Origin of the sequence: Kineosporia sp. R_H_3 (genome assembly GCF_002198675.1) — a bacterium.
Classification (GTDB): Bacteria; Actinomycetota; Actinomycetes; order Actinomycetales; family Kineosporiaceae; genus R-H-3.
On sequence record NZ_MWLL01000244.1, the window covers coordinates 1 to 21,051 of the forward strand.

Consider the following 21,051-nt stretch of genomic DNA (forward strand, 5'->3'; position numbering starts at 1 on the left):
CGACCGACCCGGCCCCGGACCCGACCGGCAGCCGGCCCGCGGGCGACCCCGCCCCGTCGGGGGGCGTCGTCCTCCCGGACGTCGGCGTCGAGGTGCCGCTCCCGCTGCCCTGACGAACCCCCGGCCGTCGTCGGGCCGGTCGGTGTCGTCGGGCCGGTCAGTGCGGTGACCCGCCCGAGTACACCCGGCCGAGCATCGCGACCCACTGGTGCACGGCGTCCTCGTTGGGCGCCAGCGCACCGGGCCGGAAGTGCGGCGACGCGAGCCCGCGCTGGACGGACTCGCACGCGGCCCAGTCCTCGCGGTTGGTGATGTCCCAGAAGTCCATGGCGTAGCGCGGGTCGAAGCCCGGCCGGGAGAACGCCTCCTCGGGGAACAGCCACGAGCACTCGACCCACGTCCGGTCCGGGGCGAGGGCCACCATGCGGTGCGTCATGACGTAGTCGGGGTGCAGCGACACGAGGATGTTCGGGAAGAGCCCGAGGTAGAGCACCTTGCGCGGGTCGACGCCCTCGATCGGCGTCCCCAGGCTCCTGCCGTCCAGCGACATGGTGTCCGCGAAGTCCTTGAGGTCCATGCTGCCGCCGACCCACGCCCCGGGGAGGTCCCAGTTGTCGCCGGAGTCCGGCGGCGCCACCGCGCACAGCTCGGGGTGGATCGAGGGGCAGTGGTAGCACTCGTGGTAGTTCTCGCAGATCACCTTGTAGTTCGCGGCGAGCACGTACTCGTGCCGCCCGCCCAGGCGCAGGGACTCGGGGCGGTACGGCGCGACGAGGTCCTCGAGGCCGCCGAGGTAGGTGGCGAGCGGGGCCGCGGTCCCGGTCGCGTTGACCATGACCCAGCCGTGCCAGAGCTCCAGCGGCACGGGCAGCAGCGGGTTGTCGGCGCGGTCGAAGCCCGGGGCGTCCTTCATCCCCGGCGCGGCGACGAGACGGCCGTCGAGGCCGTAGCTCCACAGGTGGTACGGGCAGGTCAGGGACCTGGCGGACGCCGTGCAGCCGTCGGCGAGCAGCTCGTGACCGCGGTGCCGGCAGGTGTTCGCGAAGGCCTTCAGCGCGCCGTCGACCCGGGTGAGCAGCACGGGGACGTCGCCGACCGTCACGGCCTGCTGCGTCGTCCCCGCGGGGACGACCTCGTCCTCGCGGCCGAGGCAGACCCAGCCGGCGGCGAAGGCGTGCCGCTTCTCCCAGTCGAAGACCCGCTGGTCGGTGTACGCCTCGGCGGGCAGCATCGTCGAGCGGCCGAAGGGCTGCAGCGACCGGGCGAGGGCCGCGGGGTCGATCGGCGCCGGCGGGACGGCCGAGGCGGCCGAGGTCGGCCGGGGCGCCGGGGTCGTGGTCGTCACGAGGTCCTCCCTGGGGGTGGGGTGTGCCGGGTCAAGATCACGTCGCGGTCCTGTGCGCACGGGCCGGGCGCCGCTAGCCTCGGCGGGTGGGCAGACGACGGGCGGACGTGCGGCGCGAGGAGATCCTGCGCGCCGCGGCGGTCGTGGTGTCGCGCAACGGGTTCGCCCGTACCCGGGCCGCGGACGTCGCCGCCGAGCTGGGGGTCAGCACGGCGCTGGTCTTCTACCACTTCGAGACCAAGGAGCGGCTGCTGTCGGAGGCCTTCGCGTTCGCGGCGGCCGCCGACCTGGACCGGCTCGGCCGCGCCGTCCAGGCCCGCGGCACGTGCACCCAGCGGCTGCGGGCCGTGCTGCGGCTCTACGCGCCCGCCGGTGAGGCGCCGGGCTGGACCCTCGACATCGACGCCTGGTCGGAGGCGCTGCGGACGCCGGAGATCCGGGCCGCCTCGCAGGAGGTCGACCGGCGGTGGCGGGCGGCGATCGAGCAGGTCGTCCGGGACGGCGTCGAGGCGGGCGAGTTCCGCTGCGAGGACCCGGCCGCCTCCGCGCTGCGGATCGCCGCGATGCTCGACGGGCTCGCGGTCGCGACCCAGGTGCGGGTCAGCGTGCGCCGTGCGCAGGCGGCGCGCTGGGCGGCCGAGAGCGCGGCCCGCGAGGTCGGCCTGCCGCCGGACGTGCTCCTGCTGCGCGGCGGGCGCCGCCCGGTCGGTTAGCCGCATCCTCAGACCAGCCAGGTCAGCGGCGCGTCCGGGTCGGTGAGCGCGCGCCTGGTGAGGCTGAACGCCGACAGGTCGGTCGACGACGTCCCCGTCGTCGCGAGGTCGGCGAGGACCCGGCCGAACCACGGCGCGAACTTGAAGCCGTGCGCCGAGCCGAGACCGACGACGACGTTCTCGTGGCCGGGCAGCCGGTCGAGGACGAAGTCCCGGTCCGGGGTGAGGGTGTACAGGCACGTCGTCACGGTCCGGACGTCGAGCGCCCCGGGTACGAGGACGCGCATGAACGCGCGGGTGCGGCGCAGCGCGTCCTCGTCCGTCTCGTAGGTCCGGTTCTCGGGGTCGACCGGCTGCCCGCCGCAGTCCTGGCCGACCTTGACGCTCGCCTGGAAGTACGTGGGGAAGCCGTAGAACGACGGGTCGTCCATCCAGATCCACACCGGGAAGGCGCCCTGGGCGTGCCGGCCGCCGCGGCCCTGCTCGTCGGCGTCCGGCACCGTGAAGTGGACGACCTGCTCCTTCGTCACGGTGAGGGGCACGCTCGCGTCGACCGAGGCGAGGACGTCGTTCGTCCACGCGTCCGCGGTGACGACGACGGTGCGGGCGAAGTGCCGGGTGCCCTCCGCCGTCCGGATCGCGACGCCGTCCCCGAGGTCGACGAGCTCGACGACCTGGTGCTCGTCCCGCAGGTCGGCGCCGAACCGCCGGGCCTGCTCCTGCATGACCCGGGTGCCGCGGCCCGCCGGGACGATCCCGGTGAGCTCCTGGTGGAGCACGGTCGTGCCCTCGGGCACGGCGAGCCCGGGCCAGCGCCCGCGCGCGGTGGTCGCCGTGAGCACCTGGTAGGGCACGCCCATGACCGCCATCGAGTTGACGTAGTCCTCGATGTCGATGGCCGCCGCGGGCGGGAACAGGTCGACGCCGCCGGTGCGCAGGACGAGCTGCTCGGCGCTGTCGGACTCCAGGGCGGCCCAGTCCTGGTAGGCCTCGATGGCCGCGGAGACGTAGTTCGGTGTGTGGTAGCTCAGCCGGATGATCCGGGTGTCGCCGTGCGAGGCGCCCTTGACGTGCCCGAACGAGAACCGCTCCAGCCCGAGCACGGACCTCCCGCGGCGGGCCAGCTGCCAGGCGGTCGCGCTGCCGAGCGCCCCGAGCCCGACGACGGCGACGTCGTAGGGCTCCCCGACGCCGGTCATCGGCCGCTCACCCGGCCCGGTCGTCGTCGGCCGCTGCCGGCGCGCCCGGTGGCCGGTGCGCGGCGAGGCGGGGCAGCAGCCACCGCCGGATGTCGAGGCTGTCGTCCTCCATGGGTCCGTACCAGCCCTTCTCGTAGAACGACGAGCTCATCCCCGACTGCACGCTCGCGCACACCTCCCAGTCCTGCCGGTTCACCAGGTCCCAGAACCCGGCGCAGTCCTCGACGTCGAGGTGCGCCTCCTCGGGGGCGACCAGCACGTCGAACGTGACGCGGGTCCGCGCGACGCCGACCGCCTCCAGGAGGAAGGATGCCGCGTGCTCGGCCGAGAGCGACAGCATGAGGTTCGGGTAGACGAGCTCGCCCTTGTGCCGGACGCGTTCGTCGGCGTCGAGGTCGGGGAACGGCGAGCGCGGCGAGCCGCCGGAGAACGAGAACGTCCAGGCGCCGTCCCGGTGCGGGATGCCGGCCTCCCAGTCGAGCGGGCCGCCGTCCGGGGCGAGCCCGCCGTGCCCGAACGCGGGGACGAGCCGGGTCAGCTCGGGGTGCACGCCCGCGCAGTGGAGGCACTCGTTGTAGTTCTCGGCGATCACCTTCCAGTTCGCGTCGACCTCGTAGACCGCCCGGTGGGCGCTGACGAGCCGGTCGAGCGGGTAGCGGGCGGTGCGGTCGACGACGGGGCCGAGGCTCTCGGCGAGCGACGGGCCGGACGGCGCCCCGCCGGGCAGCAGACGGACGAAGACGAACCCGCCCCAGGTGTCCGCCTCGACCGGGGCCAGCGCGAACCGGTCGGGGTCGAACCCGTCGACGCCGTCGAAGTGCGGTGCACGGAGCAGTCCGCCGTCGAGGCCGTACGTCCACGAGTGGTACCGGCAGCGCAGCGCCTTCGCACCGCACGGCGCGGGCGGGTCGCCGTCGGCGTGCGGGACGACGCGCGCGCCGCGGTGCCGGCACACGTTCGCGTGCGCGTGCAGGGTGCCCGCGGCGTCCGTCGTGAGGAGCAGGCTCTCGCCGTGCACCTCGACGACGGCGAGCCGCTCTGCCGCGTCGAGGCCCAGCCCGGCGAGCCGGCCGACGCACGTCCACTCCCGGCGCAGGACGGCGTCACGCTCGTGCCGCCACAGCCCTTCGTCGACGTAGTGCCCGCGCGGCAGCGCCGCCTGCATGCCCGTCACCGCCGGCTCCCCGCGGCCCGCTCGCTCAGGCCCGGCCGGCGAGTCGGCGGACCCGGCCGCGCAGGCGCTCGGAGCGGCGGTCGGCGAGCACCTGCCGGACGACGTTGCGCCCGGGGATGCCCGTGACGCCGCCGCCTCCGTGGGTCGCCGAGCCGGCCTGGTAGAGCCCGGCCACGGGCGTCCTGAGGTCGGCGAACCCGGCCGCGGGGCGGGCGTGGAACATCTGCCCGAGCGTCAGCTCGCCGTGGAAGATGTTGCCGCCCACGAGGTGGTACTTCGTCTCCATCTCGTGCGGGCCGATGACCTGCCGGCCGACGACCGAGCCGGCGAAGCCCGGTGCGACGGCGTCCATCCGCGCGACGAGCCGGTCGGCGTAGGACTCCAGCTCGTCCTGGTGCGGCTCGGTGCTCCAGGTGTGCGGCACCCACTGCGTGAACATCGACACGACGTGGTGCCCCGGCGGGGCGAGCGAGTCGTCGAAGACGGACGGGATGCAGACGTCGGCGAAGGGCAGCGTCGAGGGCCCGCCGGCGACGGCCTCCTGGTAGGCGTTCTCGAGGTCGTCGACGCTCTCGGCGAGGACGATCGTGCCGCCGTGGACCTGCGGGTCGAACTCCGGGTGCGAGGTGAAGGTCGGCAGCCGGTCCACCGCGACGTTGACCTTGACCGTGCCGCTGCGGGTCTTCCAGCGCTCGATGTCGGTGACGAAGTCCGCGGGCAGGTCGCGGCGGTCGAGCAGCCGCAGGAAGGAGATCTGCGGGTGCGCGGTCGTGATGACGGTGCCCGCGCGGACCGTCGTGCCGTCCTCGAGGGTGACGCCCGTCGTCCGGCCGTCGTGGACGTCGATCCGGGCCACCGGGGCGGACGTGCGGACCGTCGCACCGAGCGCCCGGGCCGCGGCGGCGAGCGCCCGGGTCACCCCGCCCATGCCCCCGCGGGGGAAGCCCCAGGCGCCGGTCTGGCCGTCGCCGAGGTCGCCGACGTGGTGGTGCAGGGTCACGTACGCGGTGCCCGCCGAGCGCGGCCCGGCCCACGAGCCGATGCAGCCGGAGACCGACAGGACGCCCTTGAGCGCGTCGGACGTGAACCGGTCCTCGAGCAGGTCGGCGACCGAGGCGGAGAAGAGCCGGGCGATGTCGACGGCGCCGCGGGTGTCGACGTCCTTGAGCCGGCGCAGCAAGAGGGCCTGCCGGGCGAGGTCGGCCGGCCGGCGCGAGCCGAGCGCGGGCGGGATGTCGGCGAGCATCGGGCCGAGGATCTTCCCGAGCCGGCCCATCTCCTCCTCCCACGCCTCGTAGGCGTCGGCGTCCTTCGAGGAGAACTTCGAGATCTCGGCGTGCCGGGCCCGCGGGTCGCTCGGCAGCCGCAGGTGGGTGCCGTCCCGGCGCGGGGCGAAGTACGGGCCCTGCGGGTACACGTGGTAGCCGTGGGCCGCGAGGTCGAGGGCCTTGACGATGGACGGCGGCAGCAGGGAGACGACGTAGGACAGCGAGGTCACGGTGTAGTCGGGGCCGAACGGGTGCTCGCTCACGGCCGCGCCGCCGACGACCTCGCGGGCCTCGCAGACCAGGACGGACAGCCCTTCGCGGGCGAGCAGCCCCGCGGCGACGAGGCCGTTGTGGCCTGCGCCGACGATGACGACGTCGTACCCGTCCCGAGGCTCCATGACCGGAGTTTACTGACTCGCGAATCAGCAGACCAGGCTTGACAGGGACTGCCGGACCTGGTGGGGCCCGTTGTGCCGCAGGAGAATGGAGGCGGAGCGGGGCGTCGGGGATGCACCGCGAAGCCGGTGCGCGCACTCCGCCCAGGGGAGGGGAGTGCAGTGCGCGAGGCTCTCACCGCACGCAGGACCGCAGGCCGCTCGTGGTTGCGGCGCAGGACGCTCGTCGGGCTGGCCGTGGTCGCCTGCGCGGTGCCGGCCGGGCTCGCCGCCGCGACCGCCACCGCGTCGCCGGCGCAGGCCGCCACGACACCGGTGCTCGTGGACGTCCGGGCGGCCCACCACCCCGGCTACGACCGGGTGGTGTTCGAGTACACCGGCAAGGGGCCGACGGCGTACACGGCGAAGTACGTGACGACGCTGGTCGCCGACGGGTCCGGGCAGAAGGTCCCCGTGGCCGGCCGGGCGATCCTGTCCGTCGTCATGCGTGACGTGGACGCCCACACCGTGGCCGGCAAGGTCCCGACGCCGGTGCGGCAGGCGTTCGCGCTGAAGAACGTCACCTCGACCGTCCGGTCGGGCGACTTCGAGGCCGTCGTCTCGTACGGCATCGGGCTGCAGAAGAAGACGGCGTTCCACACCCACCGGCTGAGCAGCCCGGCCCGGGTGGTCGTCGACATCACGACGCCGTTCACCACGGTGAACCGCAGGGTCTGGTTCGCAGACTCCGACAAGGTCGCGGCGAACTCCACGAACCCGATCACGTCGGTGTGGCGCCAGGTGCTGCCCATGACCCCGGCGACCGGTGTCATGGACCGCATCTACGCCGGCCCGACGAAGGCCGAGAAGGCGGACGGGCTGTTCCTCACCACGTCGCGCACGACCGGCTGGACGAACCTGCGGATCTCCTCGGACGGGATCGCCCGGGTGCAGCTCACCGGCCCGTGCGGTGACGGCTCGGCGGTGGTCACCGTCGCCTCCGAGATCTTCCCGTCGCTGCGCCAGTTCTCGACCGTCGACCACGTGAAGGTCTACGGCCCGGACGGCACCACCGAGTACCCGACCGGGCACCGCGACTCGATCCCGGAGTGCCTCGAGCCGTAGCCGCGGTCCTACCCCGGCGGCCGGGTGCAACCTCAGGACGCCGGCCCGCGTCGACCTACGCGGACCGGCGTCCGCGCCGTCCGTCCCGTCACGAGGAGCCGTCGCATGAGACCCGAGGACTACGTGCCCCCGCAGGCCGCCGCCCGCCGGGGCCACGAGGCCGCGGCGCCCCCGCCGACGAGGTGGCAGCGCGTGCAGGGCCCGCTGGTCATGACCGGCGTGGTCGCCGCGGCCGTCGCCTGGACCGTCGTCACGTACACCTACGGCCGCCGGGAGACCTCGCTCTACGCCGGGCTGCTCCTCGGGATCGGCCTGGCGGCGCTGCTGCGACCGACGTGGGGGATGTACTTCGGCAGTCGGTGGCAGTACGCGCAGGAGCCGGTGCCGTCCCGGGCGGCGATCGTCATGACCCGCTTCTCCGGCGTCGTCATGTGCGCGGCGGCGGTCGCGCTCTCGCTGTGACCGGACCTGGACGGCACCGTGCCGCGGCACGGTGCCGTCCCGCTGACGCGGCGCCGTTCAGCTGACGCGGCGCCGTTCAGCTGACGCGGCGCCGTTCAGCTGACGTCGATCCGGCCCTTCTTCAGGGTCAGGGTGTCCGCCTTGATGTACGCGACCTGCGACGTGACGCCGGTGAAGATGATGAACGGGAACGTGAGCGGTGGCGGCGAGTCCGGCGACAGGTTCAGCGGCAGCAGCCCGAAGGCCTTGCCGGACTGCTTGAGCACGTAGAGCTCGACGTTGCCCCGGAGCACGACGTCGGTGCCCGCGGTGATCCTCATCGTCGCGCCGTTGGCGGTCACGGTCTCCTTGATGCCCTCGATCGTCACGCTGTCCGCGGTGAACTTGAGCACCCGGAACGTCGAGCCGTCGATCTTGGTCAGCGTCGTGACGCCGTCGTAGGAGAACCCGGTGAGGGTCTGCGACGACGCGTCGATGCCTGTCGGGACCCCGGTGACGACGAGCCCGCCCGCCGCGGCGGCCCTGGGCTGGGCCACCGGGTCACCGGCGGCGGCCGCGGCCGCCTGCGCCTGCTGGCACGCCTTCATCGCGTCGGCGGCCTGCTGCGCCGAGTCGGTGCCTAGGCCGACCGCGCGGCTCGGACCCTGCTGGGGGTCGCAGGCCGCGTCGACGGCGGCGGCGGAGCCGTCGGCGGGCGGGTCCGCGGGGTCCGTCGGCGTCGCGGGGTCACCCGGCGCGGCCGGGTCGCCCGGCTTCGGGTCCGCGGGCTTCGGGTCCGCGGGCTTCGGGTCCGCCGGCTTCGACGGGTCGGTCGGCTGCGTGGTGCTCGGCGCGGGCGTCGGGGTCGGGGACGGCGCGGGGGCCGGGCACAGCCAGGGGAAGAGGTCGCAGAACGCGCTCGCGCGCGGGGCCGAGGCGGTGGGCGCCGAGGCCTGCGCGGGGGCCGCGAGCGCCGTCGTCAGCGCGACACCGAGGACGACCGCCGTGAGCCGGGTCGCACGTGCCCCGCGCGTCACCGGACGACCGACGAGCGGGAGTCCGCCCGGAAGGAGTGGCCGGCGCTCGCGCCGGGAACCGTGCTGCCGGTGCTGCCGGTGCTGCCCGGGGCCGGGCCTTCGGGGGCGACCGGCGGCGGCGGGCTCGACGGCAGGATCGTCAGGCCGGGGGCCATCCCGGTCCCGCGCGGCGGCGTCCGCGGCGCCGCGGGGGCGTCGTCCGTGGGCCCCGCGGGTGCGGCTGCGGCGTCGTCCGCGGTGGCCGCGTCCTGGGTCCCGTCAGGTGCGTCGGCCGCGGCATCGGCCGGGGCGTCGCCCGCGGCGTCGGCCCCGGCGGCCGTCGCGTCCTGCTCGTCGTCCGCCCGGTTCACGAGCACCGTGACCGGCGCGGTGACGCCGTCCGGCGGGGTGGGCCGGCTCCAGCGCCGGACGAAGGGCTTCCAGGCGATCATGCTCGCCCCGCCGTGCAGGCCCATGAGGGTGCCGACGATGAACCCGCCGAGGTTCGTCAGGAGGATCGCGGCGAGCGCCAGGACGATGACGATGCCGCCGGTGACGACCCGCAGCTGCGGCTGCGACCAGGCGACGAGCGTCAGGAGGATGTAGACCAGGCAGATGACGATCGCCGAGATGCCGGCGACGCCCTGGATGACGACGACGCCGATCGGGGCGGCGGTCAGGCCCCAGAGGTAGACGCCGGCGACGATCGTCCAGACGCCGCCCCAGAAGGGGCGGGTCCCGCGCCACTGCGCGAAGCGCTCGCGGCGGCTGCGCCAGGTGACGGGCTCGCGCGGCGGAGGGGTGTAGACGGGCAGGGACATGCTCGGTCCGGGCCTTTCGGTGACCGGCGACACGGACGTCGCCCAAGGACTAAGGCTCGTGCACGGGCGGTCGCGCCGTGAAGCGCGTTCACACGCCCGGGTGAGCGGTGCACGGGCGGGTTGCCCGGCGTCTGGGAGGACGCCGGCCGGGCCCGGCCCGCGCACCGTTCACACCGATCGGGTCAGAAGCACTCGTCCTTGCCGAACGAGACGTCGATCGACAGGCCCTGGAGGGCGAACGAGCCGGCCGTGGTCGCCCACGTGCGCTGCTTGAGGTTGTCGATGTGGATCTTCGCGGCCTGCTGGCCCCAGCCGCCCTGCGGGCCCTTGGCGGCGCCCTTCATCGTCGAGGCGTCGATGCCGCTCTCGTAGTCCGTGAAGACGATGTCGCCGGAGAGCTGGTCGAAGTCGGCGACGAGGTTCGTCGCCTTGACCGGCTCCTTCGCGCCCGCGGTGAGCCGCATGGTCACGTCGCCGAACGGCGTCTCGGAGACGACCGACTGGCAGATGTTCTTGAGGAACGCCTCCTCGAAGCCCGACGGCGTGACCGGGTGGTCCGAGCCGTCGGCCGAGGAGTCGACCGAGGTGTACGACGTGAAGCCCGTGCCGTCGAGAGCGTCGGCCGACAGCTTGAACGAGTTGCCCGACACGGCGAAGGAGGCGGCGAGCGCACCCTGCCCCGTGAGCGCGACGACACCGCCGGCGAGCACGAGGCTCGGGGCCAGGATCATCGCGTAACGCCGCCAGGCGACCTTGCCGGCGCCGACCTGAGCAGTCATGGTTCGTACCCTTTCTGTGGTGCCTCGACGGTTCCGCGTTGAGCGCGGAAGGGTGTCCCGGGCGGCCGTGGACCGCCCGTTGTGCCGGGCGTCACCGCATCCTAGGGAATCGATGCCATCAAGTGTTGGTCCGATCGGGTATTTGTGACCTGGAGTCACTCCTGGAACCCGAGGTCGGCACCTTTGGCGACCGATGGTGACGATGTGTAGTTGAGACGGTGTGCTGCACTGCGGTTCCGGGCACGGTGGGTGCGCCCCGGAACGGTCACCCGGCGACGCCGGGCGGGGGTGGGAGGAGCCGGGGGACGACCTTCCCCGTGGGGGTCCGGGGCAGCTCGTCGACGAAGACGACCTCCCGCGGGACGGCGAAGCGGGACAGCCGCCGCCGGGCGTACTCGCGGACGATCTCGGCGTCGAGGGCCGTGCCCTCGTCGTCCCGGACGACGTACGCGACGACCTGCTGGCCCATGTCCGGGTGCGGCCAGCCGCGGACGGCGACCTCGCGGACGCCGGGCATGCCGGAGAGGGCCTGCTCGACCTCCTCGGGGTGCACCTTCTCGCCGCCGGTGTTGACCATCCCGTCCTCGCGGCCGGACAGCATGAGCCGCCCGTCCTCGTCCAGCCAGCCCCGGTCGCCGGTGGCGATGAGGCCGCCGAGACGCGGGCGGTCCCCGCCGTCGCTGTAGCCGTCGAAGAGCAGGCTGTTCCCGACGTAGACGCGGCCGATCCGGCCCGCGGGCAGCGGCTCGTCGTCGTCCCCGAGGATGACCAGCCGGGTGCCGAACGGGGCCCGCCCGACGGTGCCGGGGGCGGCCTCGAGGTCCTGCGGGCCGGCGATCGTCGCCCAGCTGACCTCGGTGGCGCCGTAGAGGTTGTGCAGCACCGGCCCGAACGCGGCGTGGAAGCGCGTGACGAGGTCCGGCAGCAGGGCCGCCCCGCTCGACGCGACGACCCGCAGCCGGGAGGTGTCGTGCGTGGCCCGGACCTGGACCGGCAGCGAGCAGAGCCGGTCGAGGATCACCGGCACGCCGACGAGCGCGGTGCAGCGGTGCGCCGACAGCGCCGCCAGGACCGTCTCGGCGTCCGCCCGCTTGCGCAGGACGACGGTCGAGACGATCGCCGGGGCGAGCTGGAGCATGCCGAGCGCCCAGGTGTGGAAGAGCGGGGACGAGATCATGATCGTCTCGCCCGCCCGCAGCGGGAAGCCGGAGAGCATCGACGCCACCGGGCCGAGCCCGGACGGTGCGGGCCGGCGGGCCGACTTCGGGACGCCGGTCGTCCCAGACGTGAGGATGACGATCCGGCCGCGGCGGTGCTGCTTCGGCAGCGGGTGCTCGGTGCGGGCGAGCCCGTCGAGGTCGAGGCCGCCGTCCGGTGCCGCTCCGGTCGTCACGACGACGACGTCCGGCGGGATGTCCGACAGCACGTGCATGAGGTCGGGGTGGACGACGACGAGCCTGACCTTCTCGCGCTCGACGACGCGGGTCAGCTGCTCGGCGGAGAGGAACGTGCTGAGCAGGACGGCGTCCGCCCCGAGCCGGGAGGTCGCGACGAGCGCCTCGACGAACGCGACCTCGTTCGGCCCGAGGATCGCGACGGTGTCGCTCTGCCCCACCCCGAGCGAGGCCATCCCGCGCGCGATCGCCGTGGAGCGGGCGACGAGCTCGGCGAAGGTCAGGCTGTGCGTCTCGTCGACGACGGCGACCCGGTCCGGCGCGCGGTCGGCCGCGGAGGCGAAACCGCCCGCGAGCGTCGGGCCGAACTGGCGCAGGTGCCTCAGCTGCCGGATCCCGTGGTCCGGCCGGGCCGGGTTGACGACGCCGGCGCGGACGAGCACGGGCAGGCCGCGGAGCAGCTCGCCGATCGGGCCGACCGCGCTCTGCCGCCGGGCAGGTGCCGACGGCCCTGCGGGGGCGCCGGCCGCGGCGTCCGTCGCGGGGCTCACCTGAGCTCCGCCGAGGACTTGCCGAGCAGCCGCCGGGCGATGATGAGCTTCTGGATCTGCTGCGTGCCCTCGAAGATGTCGAGGATCTTCGCGTCGCGGGCCCACTTCTCCAGGAGCAGGTCCTCGCCGTAGGCGAGCGACCCGACGAGGGCCAGGCAGCGCAGCGCGACGTCGGTCGCCGTCCGGCCCGCCTTGGCCTTGGCCATCGAGGCCTCGAGCGAGTTCGGCTGCCCGTTGTCGGCCATCCACGCCGCGCGCAGGGTCAGCAGGTAGGCCGACTCGTAGTCGGCCTCGAGCGCGAGCAGCTCGGCCGCAGCGGCGGGCTGCGCGTGCGGCGCGGCGTCGTAGTCGACGGTGACGCCGGCCCCGGCGAGCAGCCGGGTGGCCTCCTCGAGGGCGGCGCGGGCCACCCCGACGGCCATCCCCGCGACGAGCGGGCGGGTGTTGTCGAAGGTCTGCATGACCCCGGCGAAGCTCTTGTCCGCCTTGACCTCCGGGTCGCCGAGGAGGTTCGAGGCGGGGACCCGGACGTCGTCGAGGATGAGCGTCGCGGTGTCCGAGGCCCGGATGCCGAGCTTCTCCTCGAGGCGGGCGACGGTGAAGCCCGGCGTGCCCTTCTCGACGACGAACGGCTTGATCGCGGCCCGGCCCAGGCCCGGGTCGAGGGAGGCCCACACGACGACGGCCTCGCAGCGCTCGCCCGCCGTCACGTAGATCTTCTCTCCGTTGAGGACGTACTCGTCGCCGTCCTTCGTGGCCGTCGTCCGGATCGCCGCGGAGTCCGAGCCGCAGCCCGGCTCGGTGATGGCCATCGCGGCCCAGAGGTGGCCGAACCGGGCGAGCTGCTCGTCGTTCGCGACGGACGCCACGGCCGCGTTGCCCAGGCCCTGGCGCGGCAGCGCGAGCACCAGCCCGACGTCGCCGTACGACACCTCCATGATGCTCAACACCGTCGAGAGGTTCGTTCCGTTTCGCACCTCGCCGGACTTCGGCGCCTCGCGCCGGACGCCCTTGGCGCCCGAGCCGCCGGCGCCGGCGGCGTCGAGGCCGTCGACGACGGCCCCGAGCATGTCGAGCTCCTTGGGTCGGGTGTGCTCGAAGCGGTCGTACGTGCGGGAGATCGGCCGCAGGACGCCGTTGGCGACGGCCTGGGCCTGCTTGACGGCCGGAGCCATCTTGCGGGGGATCTCGAGGTTGATCACTGCTGCTCCTCGGGCGGAGTGGTCAGGACGGTTCGGGGTGGGCGGACGGCGGCGCCGGCCGGGGGAGCGGCCTCAGACGAGGACGACGCCCTCCATGACGCCGACGGCGCGCAGGTCGCGGTACCAGCGCTCGACCGGGTGCTCACGGACGTAGCCGTGGCCGCCGAGGAGCTGGACGCCGTCGCTGCCGATCTGCATCCCGTGGTGCGACGCGAGGCGGCGGGCGAGGGCGACCTCGCGGGCGGCGTCGAGGCCGCGGTCGAGCCGGCCGGCCGCGCGCAGCACGGTGAGCCGGATCCCGGCGAGCTCGGTCGCGATGTCCGCGACCGTGAACGCGACGGCCTGGCGGTGGCTGATCGGCTCGCCGAACGCGACCCGGTCGTTGACGTAGGGGACGACGTAGTCGAGCACGGCCTGGCAGGTGCCGACGGCGAGCGAGGCCCAGGCGAGCCGGGACAGGCGGACGCACTCGCGGTACGCGGCCGCGGCGCCCTCGGTCCCGTCGAGCCGGCTCGTGGCCGGGACGACGACGCCGTCCAGGCGCAGGCGCCCGGTCTGCGCGCCGCGCAGCCCCATCGCGGGCTCGTCCTCGACGGTGAGGCCCGCGGTCGCGGACTCGACGACGAACAGCGCGGGGCCGCCGCCCTCGCCCTCGACGGTCGCGCCGACGACGAAGAGCTCGCACGTGGCCGCGTTCGGGACGAGCGACTTCACGCCGTCCAGCCGCCAGCCGTCGGCGGTGCGGACGGCCTTCGTCGCCGGGGCCAGGACGTCGAAGAGGACGACGGGCTCGGTGAGCGCGAGCGCGGCGGTCGGCGGGGTGTCGCCGACGAAGGCGGGCAGGTACGTGGCCTGCTGGTCGGCGCTGCCCCACAGGCCGAGCGCGGTCGCGACCGCCCCGGGGGCCAGGCACGCGACGGCCAGGCCGAGGTCGCCGTGGGCGAGCGCCTCGGAGACGAGGACGCCGCTGACGACCGACCGCTCCGCGGTGAGGCCGCCGAGCGACTCCGGGACACCGAGCTGCCACATCCCGAGCTCGGCGGCGGCGGCGACGAGGCCCTCGGGGGTCGCGTGCTTGCGGTCGGCGTCGTCCGCCGCCGGGCGCACCTGCTCGGCGGCGAACTCGCGGACCACCTCCGCGAGCATCTGCTGCTCCTCGGACGGCGTGAGGTCGAACAGGTCGGCGCCGCCGCCCGTCGACTGCCGCTGCGGGGTCGCCGGACCGCTGCCCTTGGCGAACGTCCTCGACGCCCTGGCGGCCGCGCCCATGCCGACGCGGGTGGCGTGGAACGCCGTCCGCTCGGCCCTGCCCCGCAGGCCCCACCGGTCCAGGACCGAGGCCTGGGCCAGCCTGGTGAGCCCGCGCAGGGCGATCGTCATGGGGTCGCGCCTGGCGCTGCGCGAGGTCGCGGTGGGCCGCGTCGTCAGCGTCGTCATGTGCCGCCTCCAGCACTGGTCGTCCGGGTGACGGGTCCGTGGTCCGGACCCGGCCGCCGCGCCGGCGGTGCCGGCGGTGGCGGTGGAGGCGCCACCGGACCGAAGGGGGGACGGGCCGGTGGCGCGACAGCGAGTGTAACTAGAAGTTACACATCTGGCTACACCTTCCTCGGGAGTGCGCGCTATCGTTCGTGAGGTGACCCCGCCGCCGCCCCGCGCCGCCCTCGAGGAGGGTGCCGCCGTCCCTGCCGACGGTCCTTCCGCAGGCCTGCCGCCGGCGCGCCCGAGCCGCGGCAACCGGGCCGCCGCGCGTCGCCGGGAGCGCCAGCAGGAGATCGTCGTCAGCACGCGGCGGCTCTTCGACGCGCGCGGGATGCGCTCGGCGAACATCGAGGACATCGCCGCCGCCGTCGGCGTGAACCGGGCGATCATCTACCGGCACTTCTCCAGCAAGGAGGAGCTGTTCGCGCTGACGCTCGCCGACTACCTCGTCGAGCTGGACACCCGCCTGCACGCCACGGACGACGAGACGGCCGGCCCGCGCGAGCGGCTCGAGCGGGTCAACCGCGAGTTCGCCACGTACTGCCTCGAGCACCCCGCGTTCGTCGACTGCGCGCTCGCGCTGCTCGGCAAGCCCGGCCCGATGCTCCTCGACGAGATCAGCGAGTCGTCGCTGTTGCGCCTCGGCTCGCTCATGGCCGGCGAGCTGCGCCGGATCGCGGGCCTGCTCGTGCTCGCGCGCGCGGAGTCGGGGGCGGTGCTCTCCGTCGAGGACGCCGACCTGCTCGCCAACGCCCTCTACATGCAGGTCCTCGGCGTCATGCACCTGGCCCGCAGTGGCGTCGTCGTCCGCCCGTCGTCCTCAGGCCTGCCCGTCTGGGCCCCCGTCGACGCCGACCGGATCGTCGAGATGGTCGTCCAGATGGGCCGCGCCGTCGCCGCCGAGGTCACCCCCGCCCCCCTCGCCCCCGCGGAGTAGAGCGGGCGTCGTCCCCGACGCCGCCAACCGCCGTCCGACAACCGCTCATGCTCGCGGCCGGTACCGGAGAACGGCTGCTGGAGCGCGGTTTCCGGTACGCGGCGCGAGCATGAGCGGGGTTTGTGGTGTGGCGGGTGACGCGAGGGTAGGACGCGGGTCGGACGTCGTCCGCCGGCTTCTGCGTCAGGCACCTGATGTGTACCGTTCCGGGCTCGCGGAGCCGGCTGGAAGGGTACCTAGCTGGTGCCTGGGCGGTACGCAGCTGGTCGTCGTCCGACCACTGCTCATGCTCGCGGCCGGTACCGGAAAACGGCTGCTGGAGGCCGGTTTCCGGTACGCGGCGCGAGCATGAGCGGTTGTGGTGCGGCGGGTGACGCGAGGGCAGGGTGAGGTCGGACGGCGTCCGCCGGCTTCTGCGTCAGGCACCTGATGCGTACCGTTCTGGGCTCGCGGACCCGGCCGTAAGGGTACGTACCTGGTGCCTGAGCGCTCCGGGGCTGGTCGCCGTCCGACCACCGCTCATGCTCGCGGCCGGTACCGGAAACCGACTGCGGGAGACCGGTTTCCGGTACACGGCGCGAGCATGAGCGGGGTGCGGGTCAGGCTTCGAGGATGGCGACGACGCCCTGGCCGCCGGCGGCGCAGATGCTGATGAGGCCGCGGCCGCCGCCGCGCTCCTGGAGGGCCTTGGCGAGGGTCGCGACGATCCGGCCGCCGGTCGCGGCGAACGGGTGTCCGGCCGCCAGGGACGAGCCGTTGACGTTGAGCTTCGCGCGGTCGATCGGGCCGAGCGCGCCCTCGCGGCCGAGACGCTTGGTGCAGAAGACCTCGTCCTCCCAGGCGGCCAGGGTGCTGAGCACCTGCGACGCGAACGCCTCGTGGATCTCGTAGAGGTCGAAGTCCTGCAGGGTCAGGCCGACCCGGTCGAGCATCTGCGGGACGGCGTAGGCGGGTGCCATGAGCAGGCCCTCGGCGCCGTTGACGTAGTCGACCGAGGCCGTCTGCATCGCGGTGACGTAGGCCATGACCGGCAGGTCGTGCGCGGCCGCCCACTCCTCGCTCGCGAGCAGCACCGTGGAGGCGCCGTCGGTGAGCGGGGTCGAGTTGCCCGCCGTCATCGTCGCCGTCGAGCCAGAGCCGAACACCGGCTTGAGCGTCGCGAGCTTCTCGACCGAGGAGTCCGGCCGCAGGTTGTCGTCGCGCGTGAGGCCGCGGTACGGCGTCACCAGGTCGTCGAAGAAGCCGCGCTCGTACGCCGCCGCGAGGTTGCGGTGGCTGGCCGCGGCGAGCTCGTCCTGCGCCTCGCGGGTGATGCCCCACTCCAGCGCGGTGAGCGCCGCATGCTCGCCCATCGACTTGCGGGTGCGCGGCTCGGAGTTCTTCGGGACCTCCGGGGCCAGGTACGACGGCCGGATCCGCGCGAGGGCCGCGAGCCTGCCCTGCGTCGTCCGCGCCCGGTTCGCCGCGTGGAGGACGGCGCGCAGCTTCGGGTTGAGCGCGAGCGGGGCGTCGGACGCCGTGTCGACGCCGCCGGCGATCGCGCTGTCGACCTGCCCGAGGGCGATCTTGTTCGCCACGACGGTGACGGCCTGTAGACCGGTGCCGCAGGCCTGCTGGAGGTCGAACGCGGGTGTGCGCGGGTCGAGCCGGGAGCCGAGGACGACCTCGCGCGTGAGGTTCCAGTCCTTGCTGTGCTTGAGCACCGCGCCCGCGACGACCTCGCCGACGAGCTCGCCCGCCAGGCCGGCCCGCGTGACGAGCCCGTCCAGGGCCGCCCCGAGCATGTCGCTGTTGGACGCCGTCGCGTACGCGCGGTTCGAGCGGGCGAAGGGGATGCGGCTGCCCGCGACGACCGCGACGGGGCGGACGTTCGGGGCGATGGTGCGGCCTGCGGACGACGTCGCGGGGGGCGCGGCGGAGTCGGCGGAGGAGGGGCGTCTGGGGGTCACGAGGGGCTCCCGCTCGGTGGGGGTTCATGGTGCTGAGCCAGAATGTAGACACTCAGTTACACACAAGGTTACAGTACGGCTGTGGACCCGATCCAGACCCTCCTGAGCAACGGCACCGGCCGCACCCTCCTCAAGCGCGTCGGGGTGGCCCCGCCGCCCACGCTGCGCCGCCACGAGCCGGGTGCGCCGCTGCTCGTCGGACCGGCCGTCGCGGCCGCGGCGGGGGCGGGCGCCCTGCTCAAGCCGGCCGTCGCCGCCCTCGAGGCCGCGGGGGCGCGCGTGCTCGCGGGCACCGACGAGAGCGCCGAGCGCCTGGGCCTGATCCTCTTCGACGCGGGCGACATCAGCGACCCGGCGGGGCTCGTCTCGCTGCACGAGTTCTTCCCCGCGCTGCTGCGCCGGCTCGCGCCGTCCGGGCGGGTCGTCGTCCTGTCCCGCCCGCACGAGAGCGCCGGCGACGCCGCGGCGGTCGCCGCGCAGCGCGCCGTCCCCGGGTTCGTCCGGGCGCTCGCCAAGGAGCTGCGCGGCGGCGCGACGGCGAACCTCGTCGTGGTCGGCGCCGGCGCCGAGGAGCACCTCGCCTCGACCGTCTGCTTCTTCGCGTCCGCCCGGTCGGCCTTCGTCGACGGGCAGGTCGTGCGCCTCGGTGCGCCGACGGTTCCGGGCAGCGCCGCGGAGCCCGCCGCCGACGCCCCGCTCGCCGGCCGCGTCGTCGCCGTCACCGGGGCCAGCCGTGGCATCGGCGCCGCGATGGTCCGCGCGTTCGCCCGCGACGGCGCCCACGTCGTGGGCATCGACGTCGCCGCTGGGGCGAGCCCGCTCGCCGAGCTCATGGCGGACGTCGGCGGCACGCACGTCGTCGCGGACGTCACCGCGCCCGACGCGGGCGCGAGGATCGCCGCCGCGTCCCGGGCCGCGTTCGGCCGGCTCGACGGCATCGTCCACAACGCCGGCATCACGCGCGACAAGAAGCTCGTCAACATGTCGAAGGCCGCGTGGGACGCCGTCATCGCCGTCAACCTCGAGGCCCCGCGCCGGATCACCCTCGACCTGCTCGAGGAGGGCGCCCTCACCGCGGGCGGCCGGGTCGTCCTCGTCTCCTCGATCGCCGGCATCGCGGGCAACCTCGGCCAGACGAACTACGCCGCGAGCAAGGCGGGCGTCATCGGGCTCGTCGAGGCGTTCTCCGCCGCGCTGGAGCCGCAGGGCATCACCGTGAACGCCGTCGCGCCGGGCTTCATCGAGACCGCGATGACGAAGGCGGTCCCGTTCGGCATCCGCGAGGCGGGCCGCCGGCTCTCGTCGCTGCGCCAGGGCGGGCTGCCGGTCGACGTCGCCGAGACCGTCGGCTGGATGCTCGACGCGCGCTCGGACGCCGTCACCGGCAACGTCGTGCGGGTGTGCGGGCAGGGGCTGATCGGCGCATGAGCCCCGGGACGGGCGTCGACCTGCCCGCCGGCTACGACGTCCTGGACCTGCCCGCGTCCCCGGCGCTCCCGCTGTCGTTCGCGCGCGCGGCGCTGCGGGCGGCCGGGGTCGGCGGCGGCTCCCGCGAGCTGCCCCGGGTGGCCTACCGGCTCGCCGGCGTCCGGCCCGACCCGGCGCACGTCGCGCGCTACGCGGACGTCGTCGGCGGGCCGCGGGCCGGCCGGCTCCCGCTGCTCTACCCGAACGCCCTGAGCTTCCCGCTGCAGATGGCGCTCATGACGGCGCCCGGGTTCCCGTTCCCCGTCATCGGCATGGTCCACCTGGAGAACACCGTCCGGCAGGGGCGCGGCCTCGTCGCCGGCACGGCGCTCGACCTCGAGGTGCGGGCCGAGAACCTGCGGCCGCACCGGCTCGGGCAGGTGCTCGACGTCGTGACGGTCGTCCGGCAGGGCGGGCACGTCGCCTGGACCCAGGTCGGCACCTTCCTGCGGCGCGGCGGCAAGGGCCCGGACGGCGCACGCACGGACGCCGGCCCCGCGTCGTCCGCGGCGCCGGACGACGCCGAGGGCGCGGACGACGCCCCGCTGCACCGGATCGGCACCTGGGCGCTCGACGCCGGGCTCGGCCGGGCCTACGCCGCGGTCGCGGGCGACCGCAACCCGATCCACCTGTACCCGTTGACGGCCAAGGCGTTCGGGTTCAGCCGGCCGATCGCCCACGGGCTGTGGACGGCGGCCCGCCTCACCCATGCGGTCGAGGCCGGCATGCCCGCCGACGTCACGTGCGTCGCGCGCTTCCGCAAGCCGGTCCCGCTGCCGTCGACGGTCGACGTCCTCGCCGACCGGACGCCGGGCGAGGGCGCCGGGCCGGTCCACGCGCAGGTCCGGCGGCAGGACGCCGCCGGCACCGTGTGCTGCGACCTGGTGCTCAGGCCGGGGTCGTGAGCGTGGCGCCGTCGTCGGCACCGGACGCGCCGTCGTCCAGCGTCGGCCGGACGCCGCTGCGGGCCTGCTTGGCCCGGCGCTCGAGCAGCCGCTCGGACTCGTTCGTCAGCGCGAGCGAGAACGCGGCGTCGAGGGCCTCGCGGGCGAGCGGGCGCATGACGAGCATCGACTCGGTGATGTCGGACTCGCTGCGGCCCTCGGACGCGACCGTCCGGTAGAAGAGCTTGAAGAACTGGTTGGCGACGCCGTTCGCGACGGCGGTGAGCATCTCGGCGAGGTCCATGACCTCCGAGAGCGGCACCCCGGCGGCGGCCAGCTTGGCGCCGACGTCGAGCAGCCGCTGGCTGCGCACGTGGTAGACGTCGCCGTCGGTCTCGACGAGGCCGAGCCGGTGGAAACGCTCGAGCTGCTCGGTGGTCAGCGGGCCGACGAGGGCCTCGAGGCTCGTGCGGTCGTACTGCTTCGACTCGTCGTCCGACCACGGCGCGGAGAGCACCTGGTCGAGGTCGAGGAAGTGGGCGAGCTCCTGCCCGGACCCGGCGGCCTGGATGAGCTCGTGGATCGTCGCGAACGTGTAGCCGCGCCCGAGCATCTGGCGGATGAGCCGCAGGCGGGCCAGGTGGGCCTCGGTGTAGACGCCGGTCCGGCCGACCCTGCGCGGCGGGGCGAGGAGCCCGCGCTCCTGGTAGACCCGCACGTTGCGGACTGACGTCTCCGCCGCGGCGGCGAGCTCGTCGATCCGGTACTCGGTCACTTGATGACACTCCTGTCGGTGGCGACGCGATCACTCAGAGCGCACACCCCGAAAGGGTAGGGCGCTGCGAGCCTCGGCGGGTCGTGTCCGTACGCCCCGCTGCTACGTTCCGCGCCGCCACGCGACTGCACCGGGTGGACCGGCGCCTACACCCCGCC

At 74.5% G+C, this 21,051-nt stretch carries 18 protein-coding genes; 6 read left to right on the top strand and 12 right to left on the bottom strand.

Annotated features, from left to right (window positions below; genetic code table 11):
- Positions 1–157 precede the first annotated feature (157 nt).
- Entirely contained in the window at positions 158–1,345 is a 1,188-nt protein-coding gene (locus ECOMGDLI_RS30470; RefSeq protein WP_198955327.1) for an aromatic ring-hydroxylating dioxygenase subunit alpha, read from the bottom strand.
- Between the two features lie 86 nt (positions 1,346–1,431).
- On the opposite strand from ECOMGDLI_RS30470, the gene ECOMGDLI_RS30475 reads away from it, so the two are divergent.
- A complete protein-coding gene (locus ECOMGDLI_RS30475) occupies positions 1,432–2,058 on the top strand; it encodes a TetR/AcrR family transcriptional regulator (RefSeq protein ID WP_088320580.1) in 627 nt (208 codons plus the stop codon).
- Between the two features lie 8 nt (positions 2,059–2,066).
- Here ECOMGDLI_RS30475 and solA read toward each other — a convergent pair whose 3' ends face one another.
- Genes solA through ECOMGDLI_RS30490 form a run of 3 tightly spaced genes read right to left on the bottom strand, consistent with a single transcriptional unit; the run spans position 2,067 to position 6,097 of the window.
- Complete coding sequence (gene solA / locus ECOMGDLI_RS30480; RefSeq protein WP_088320581.1) at positions 2,067–3,257, bottom strand: N-methyl-L-tryptophan oxidase; 1,191 nt, start codon at positions 3,255–3,257, stop codon at positions 2,067–2,069.
- 7 nt (positions 3,258–3,264) lie between these two features.
- A complete protein-coding gene (locus ECOMGDLI_RS30485) occupies positions 3,265–4,422 on the bottom strand; it encodes an aromatic ring-hydroxylating dioxygenase subunit alpha (RefSeq protein WP_233153691.1) in 1,158 nt (385 codons plus the stop codon).
- Between the two features lie 34 nt (positions 4,423–4,456).
- Positions 4,457–6,097: an NAD(P)/FAD-dependent oxidoreductase gene (locus ECOMGDLI_RS30490; protein WP_088320583.1), complete on the bottom strand. Its 1,641-nt coding sequence runs from the start codon at positions 6,095–6,097 to the stop codon at positions 4,457–4,459.
- 159 nt (positions 6,098–6,256) lie between these two features.
- Between ECOMGDLI_RS30490 and ECOMGDLI_RS30495 the strand changes: the two genes are divergently transcribed.
- Together ECOMGDLI_RS30495 and ECOMGDLI_RS30500 are read left to right on the top strand one after the other, a co-directional pair.
- Positions 6,257–7,198: a hypothetical protein gene (locus ECOMGDLI_RS30495; protein ID WP_143448044.1), complete on the top strand. Its 942-nt coding sequence runs from the start codon at positions 6,257–6,259 to the stop codon at positions 7,196–7,198.
- Between the two features lie 105 nt (positions 7,199–7,303).
- Positions 7,304–7,660 (top strand): hypothetical protein, encoded by a 357-nt coding sequence (locus tag ECOMGDLI_RS30500; RefSeq protein WP_088320585.1) that lies wholly within the window; start codon positions 7,304–7,306, stop codon positions 7,658–7,660.
- A gap of 95 nt (positions 7,661–7,755) precedes the next feature.
- Here the strand turns inward: ECOMGDLI_RS30500 and ECOMGDLI_RS36500 are convergent, their stop codons facing one another.
- The 6 genes from ECOMGDLI_RS36500 to ECOMGDLI_RS30530 form a co-directional block, all read right to left on the bottom strand.
- Entirely contained in the window at positions 7,756–8,676 is a 921-nt protein-coding gene (locus tag ECOMGDLI_RS36500) for a hypothetical protein (RefSeq protein ID WP_088320586.1), read from the bottom strand.
- The gene (locus ECOMGDLI_RS30510) at positions 8,673–9,476 is read right to left on the bottom strand and encodes a DUF6114 domain-containing protein (protein WP_088320587.1); all 804 of its coding nucleotides are present in this window, start codon (positions 9,474–9,476) and stop codon (positions 8,673–8,675) included. The genes ECOMGDLI_RS36500 and ECOMGDLI_RS30510 overlap by 4 nt, the downstream gene beginning before the upstream one ends.
- A gap of 182 nt (positions 9,477–9,658) precedes the next feature.
- The gene (locus ECOMGDLI_RS30515; protein WP_088320588.1) at positions 9,659–10,255 is read right to left on the bottom strand and encodes a DUF6230 family protein; all 597 of its coding nucleotides are present in this window, start codon (positions 10,253–10,255) and stop codon (positions 9,659–9,661) included.
- A 265-nt stretch (positions 10,256–10,520) separates the two neighbouring features.
- Positions 10,521–12,200 carry an AMP-binding protein gene (locus ECOMGDLI_RS30520; RefSeq protein ID WP_158221219.1) on the bottom strand — a complete coding sequence of 560 codons (1,680 nt, stop codon included), beginning with the start codon at positions 12,198–12,200 and terminating at the stop codon, positions 10,521–10,523.
- Entirely contained in the window at positions 12,197–13,402 is a 1,206-nt protein-coding gene (locus ECOMGDLI_RS30525; RefSeq protein ID WP_088320590.1) for an acyl-CoA dehydrogenase family protein, read from the bottom strand. Before ECOMGDLI_RS30525 ends, ECOMGDLI_RS30520 begins: the two co-directional genes overlap by 4 nt.
- A gap of 72 nt (positions 13,403–13,474) precedes the next feature.
- The gene (locus ECOMGDLI_RS30530) at positions 13,475–14,782 is read right to left on the bottom strand and encodes an acyl-CoA dehydrogenase family protein (RefSeq protein WP_088320591.1); all 1,308 of its coding nucleotides are present in this window, start codon (positions 14,780–14,782) and stop codon (positions 13,475–13,477) included.
- 253 nt (positions 14,783–15,035) lie between these two features.
- Here ECOMGDLI_RS30530 and ECOMGDLI_RS30535 point away from each other — a divergent pair, with 253 nt between their 5' ends.
- Positions 15,036–15,818, top strand: coding sequence for a TetR/AcrR family transcriptional regulator (locus ECOMGDLI_RS30535; RefSeq protein ID WP_088320592.1), 783 nt, complete (start codon positions 15,036–15,038; stop codon positions 15,816–15,818).
- 599 nt (positions 15,819–16,417) lie between these two features.
- Here the strand turns inward: ECOMGDLI_RS30535 and ECOMGDLI_RS30540 are convergent.
- Entirely contained in the window at positions 16,418–17,767 is a 1,350-nt protein-coding gene (locus ECOMGDLI_RS30540) for an acetyl-CoA C-acetyltransferase (RefSeq protein WP_088320593.1), read from the bottom strand.
- Between the two features lie 81 nt (positions 17,768–17,848).
- Here ECOMGDLI_RS30540 and ECOMGDLI_RS30545 point away from each other — a divergent pair, with 81 nt between their 5' ends.
- Positions 17,849–19,195, top strand: coding sequence for a 3-oxoacyl-ACP reductase (locus tag ECOMGDLI_RS30545; protein ID WP_088320594.1), 1,347 nt, complete (start codon positions 17,849–17,851; stop codon positions 19,193–19,195).
- On the top strand, positions 19,192–20,139 hold the full coding sequence (locus ECOMGDLI_RS30550; RefSeq protein WP_088320595.1) for a MaoC/PaaZ C-terminal domain-containing protein: 948 nt from the start codon (positions 19,192–19,194) through the stop codon (positions 20,137–20,139). The genes ECOMGDLI_RS30545 and ECOMGDLI_RS30550 overlap by 4 nt, the downstream gene beginning before the upstream one ends.
- Here the strand turns inward: ECOMGDLI_RS30550 and ECOMGDLI_RS30555 are convergent.
- The gene (locus ECOMGDLI_RS30555) at positions 20,123–20,893 is read right to left on the bottom strand and encodes a MerR family transcriptional regulator (protein WP_088320596.1); all 771 of its coding nucleotides are present in this window, start codon (positions 20,891–20,893) and stop codon (positions 20,123–20,125) included. The genes ECOMGDLI_RS30550 and ECOMGDLI_RS30555 overlap by 17 nt on opposite strands.
- Between the last annotated feature and the right edge of the window lie 158 nt (positions 20,894–21,051).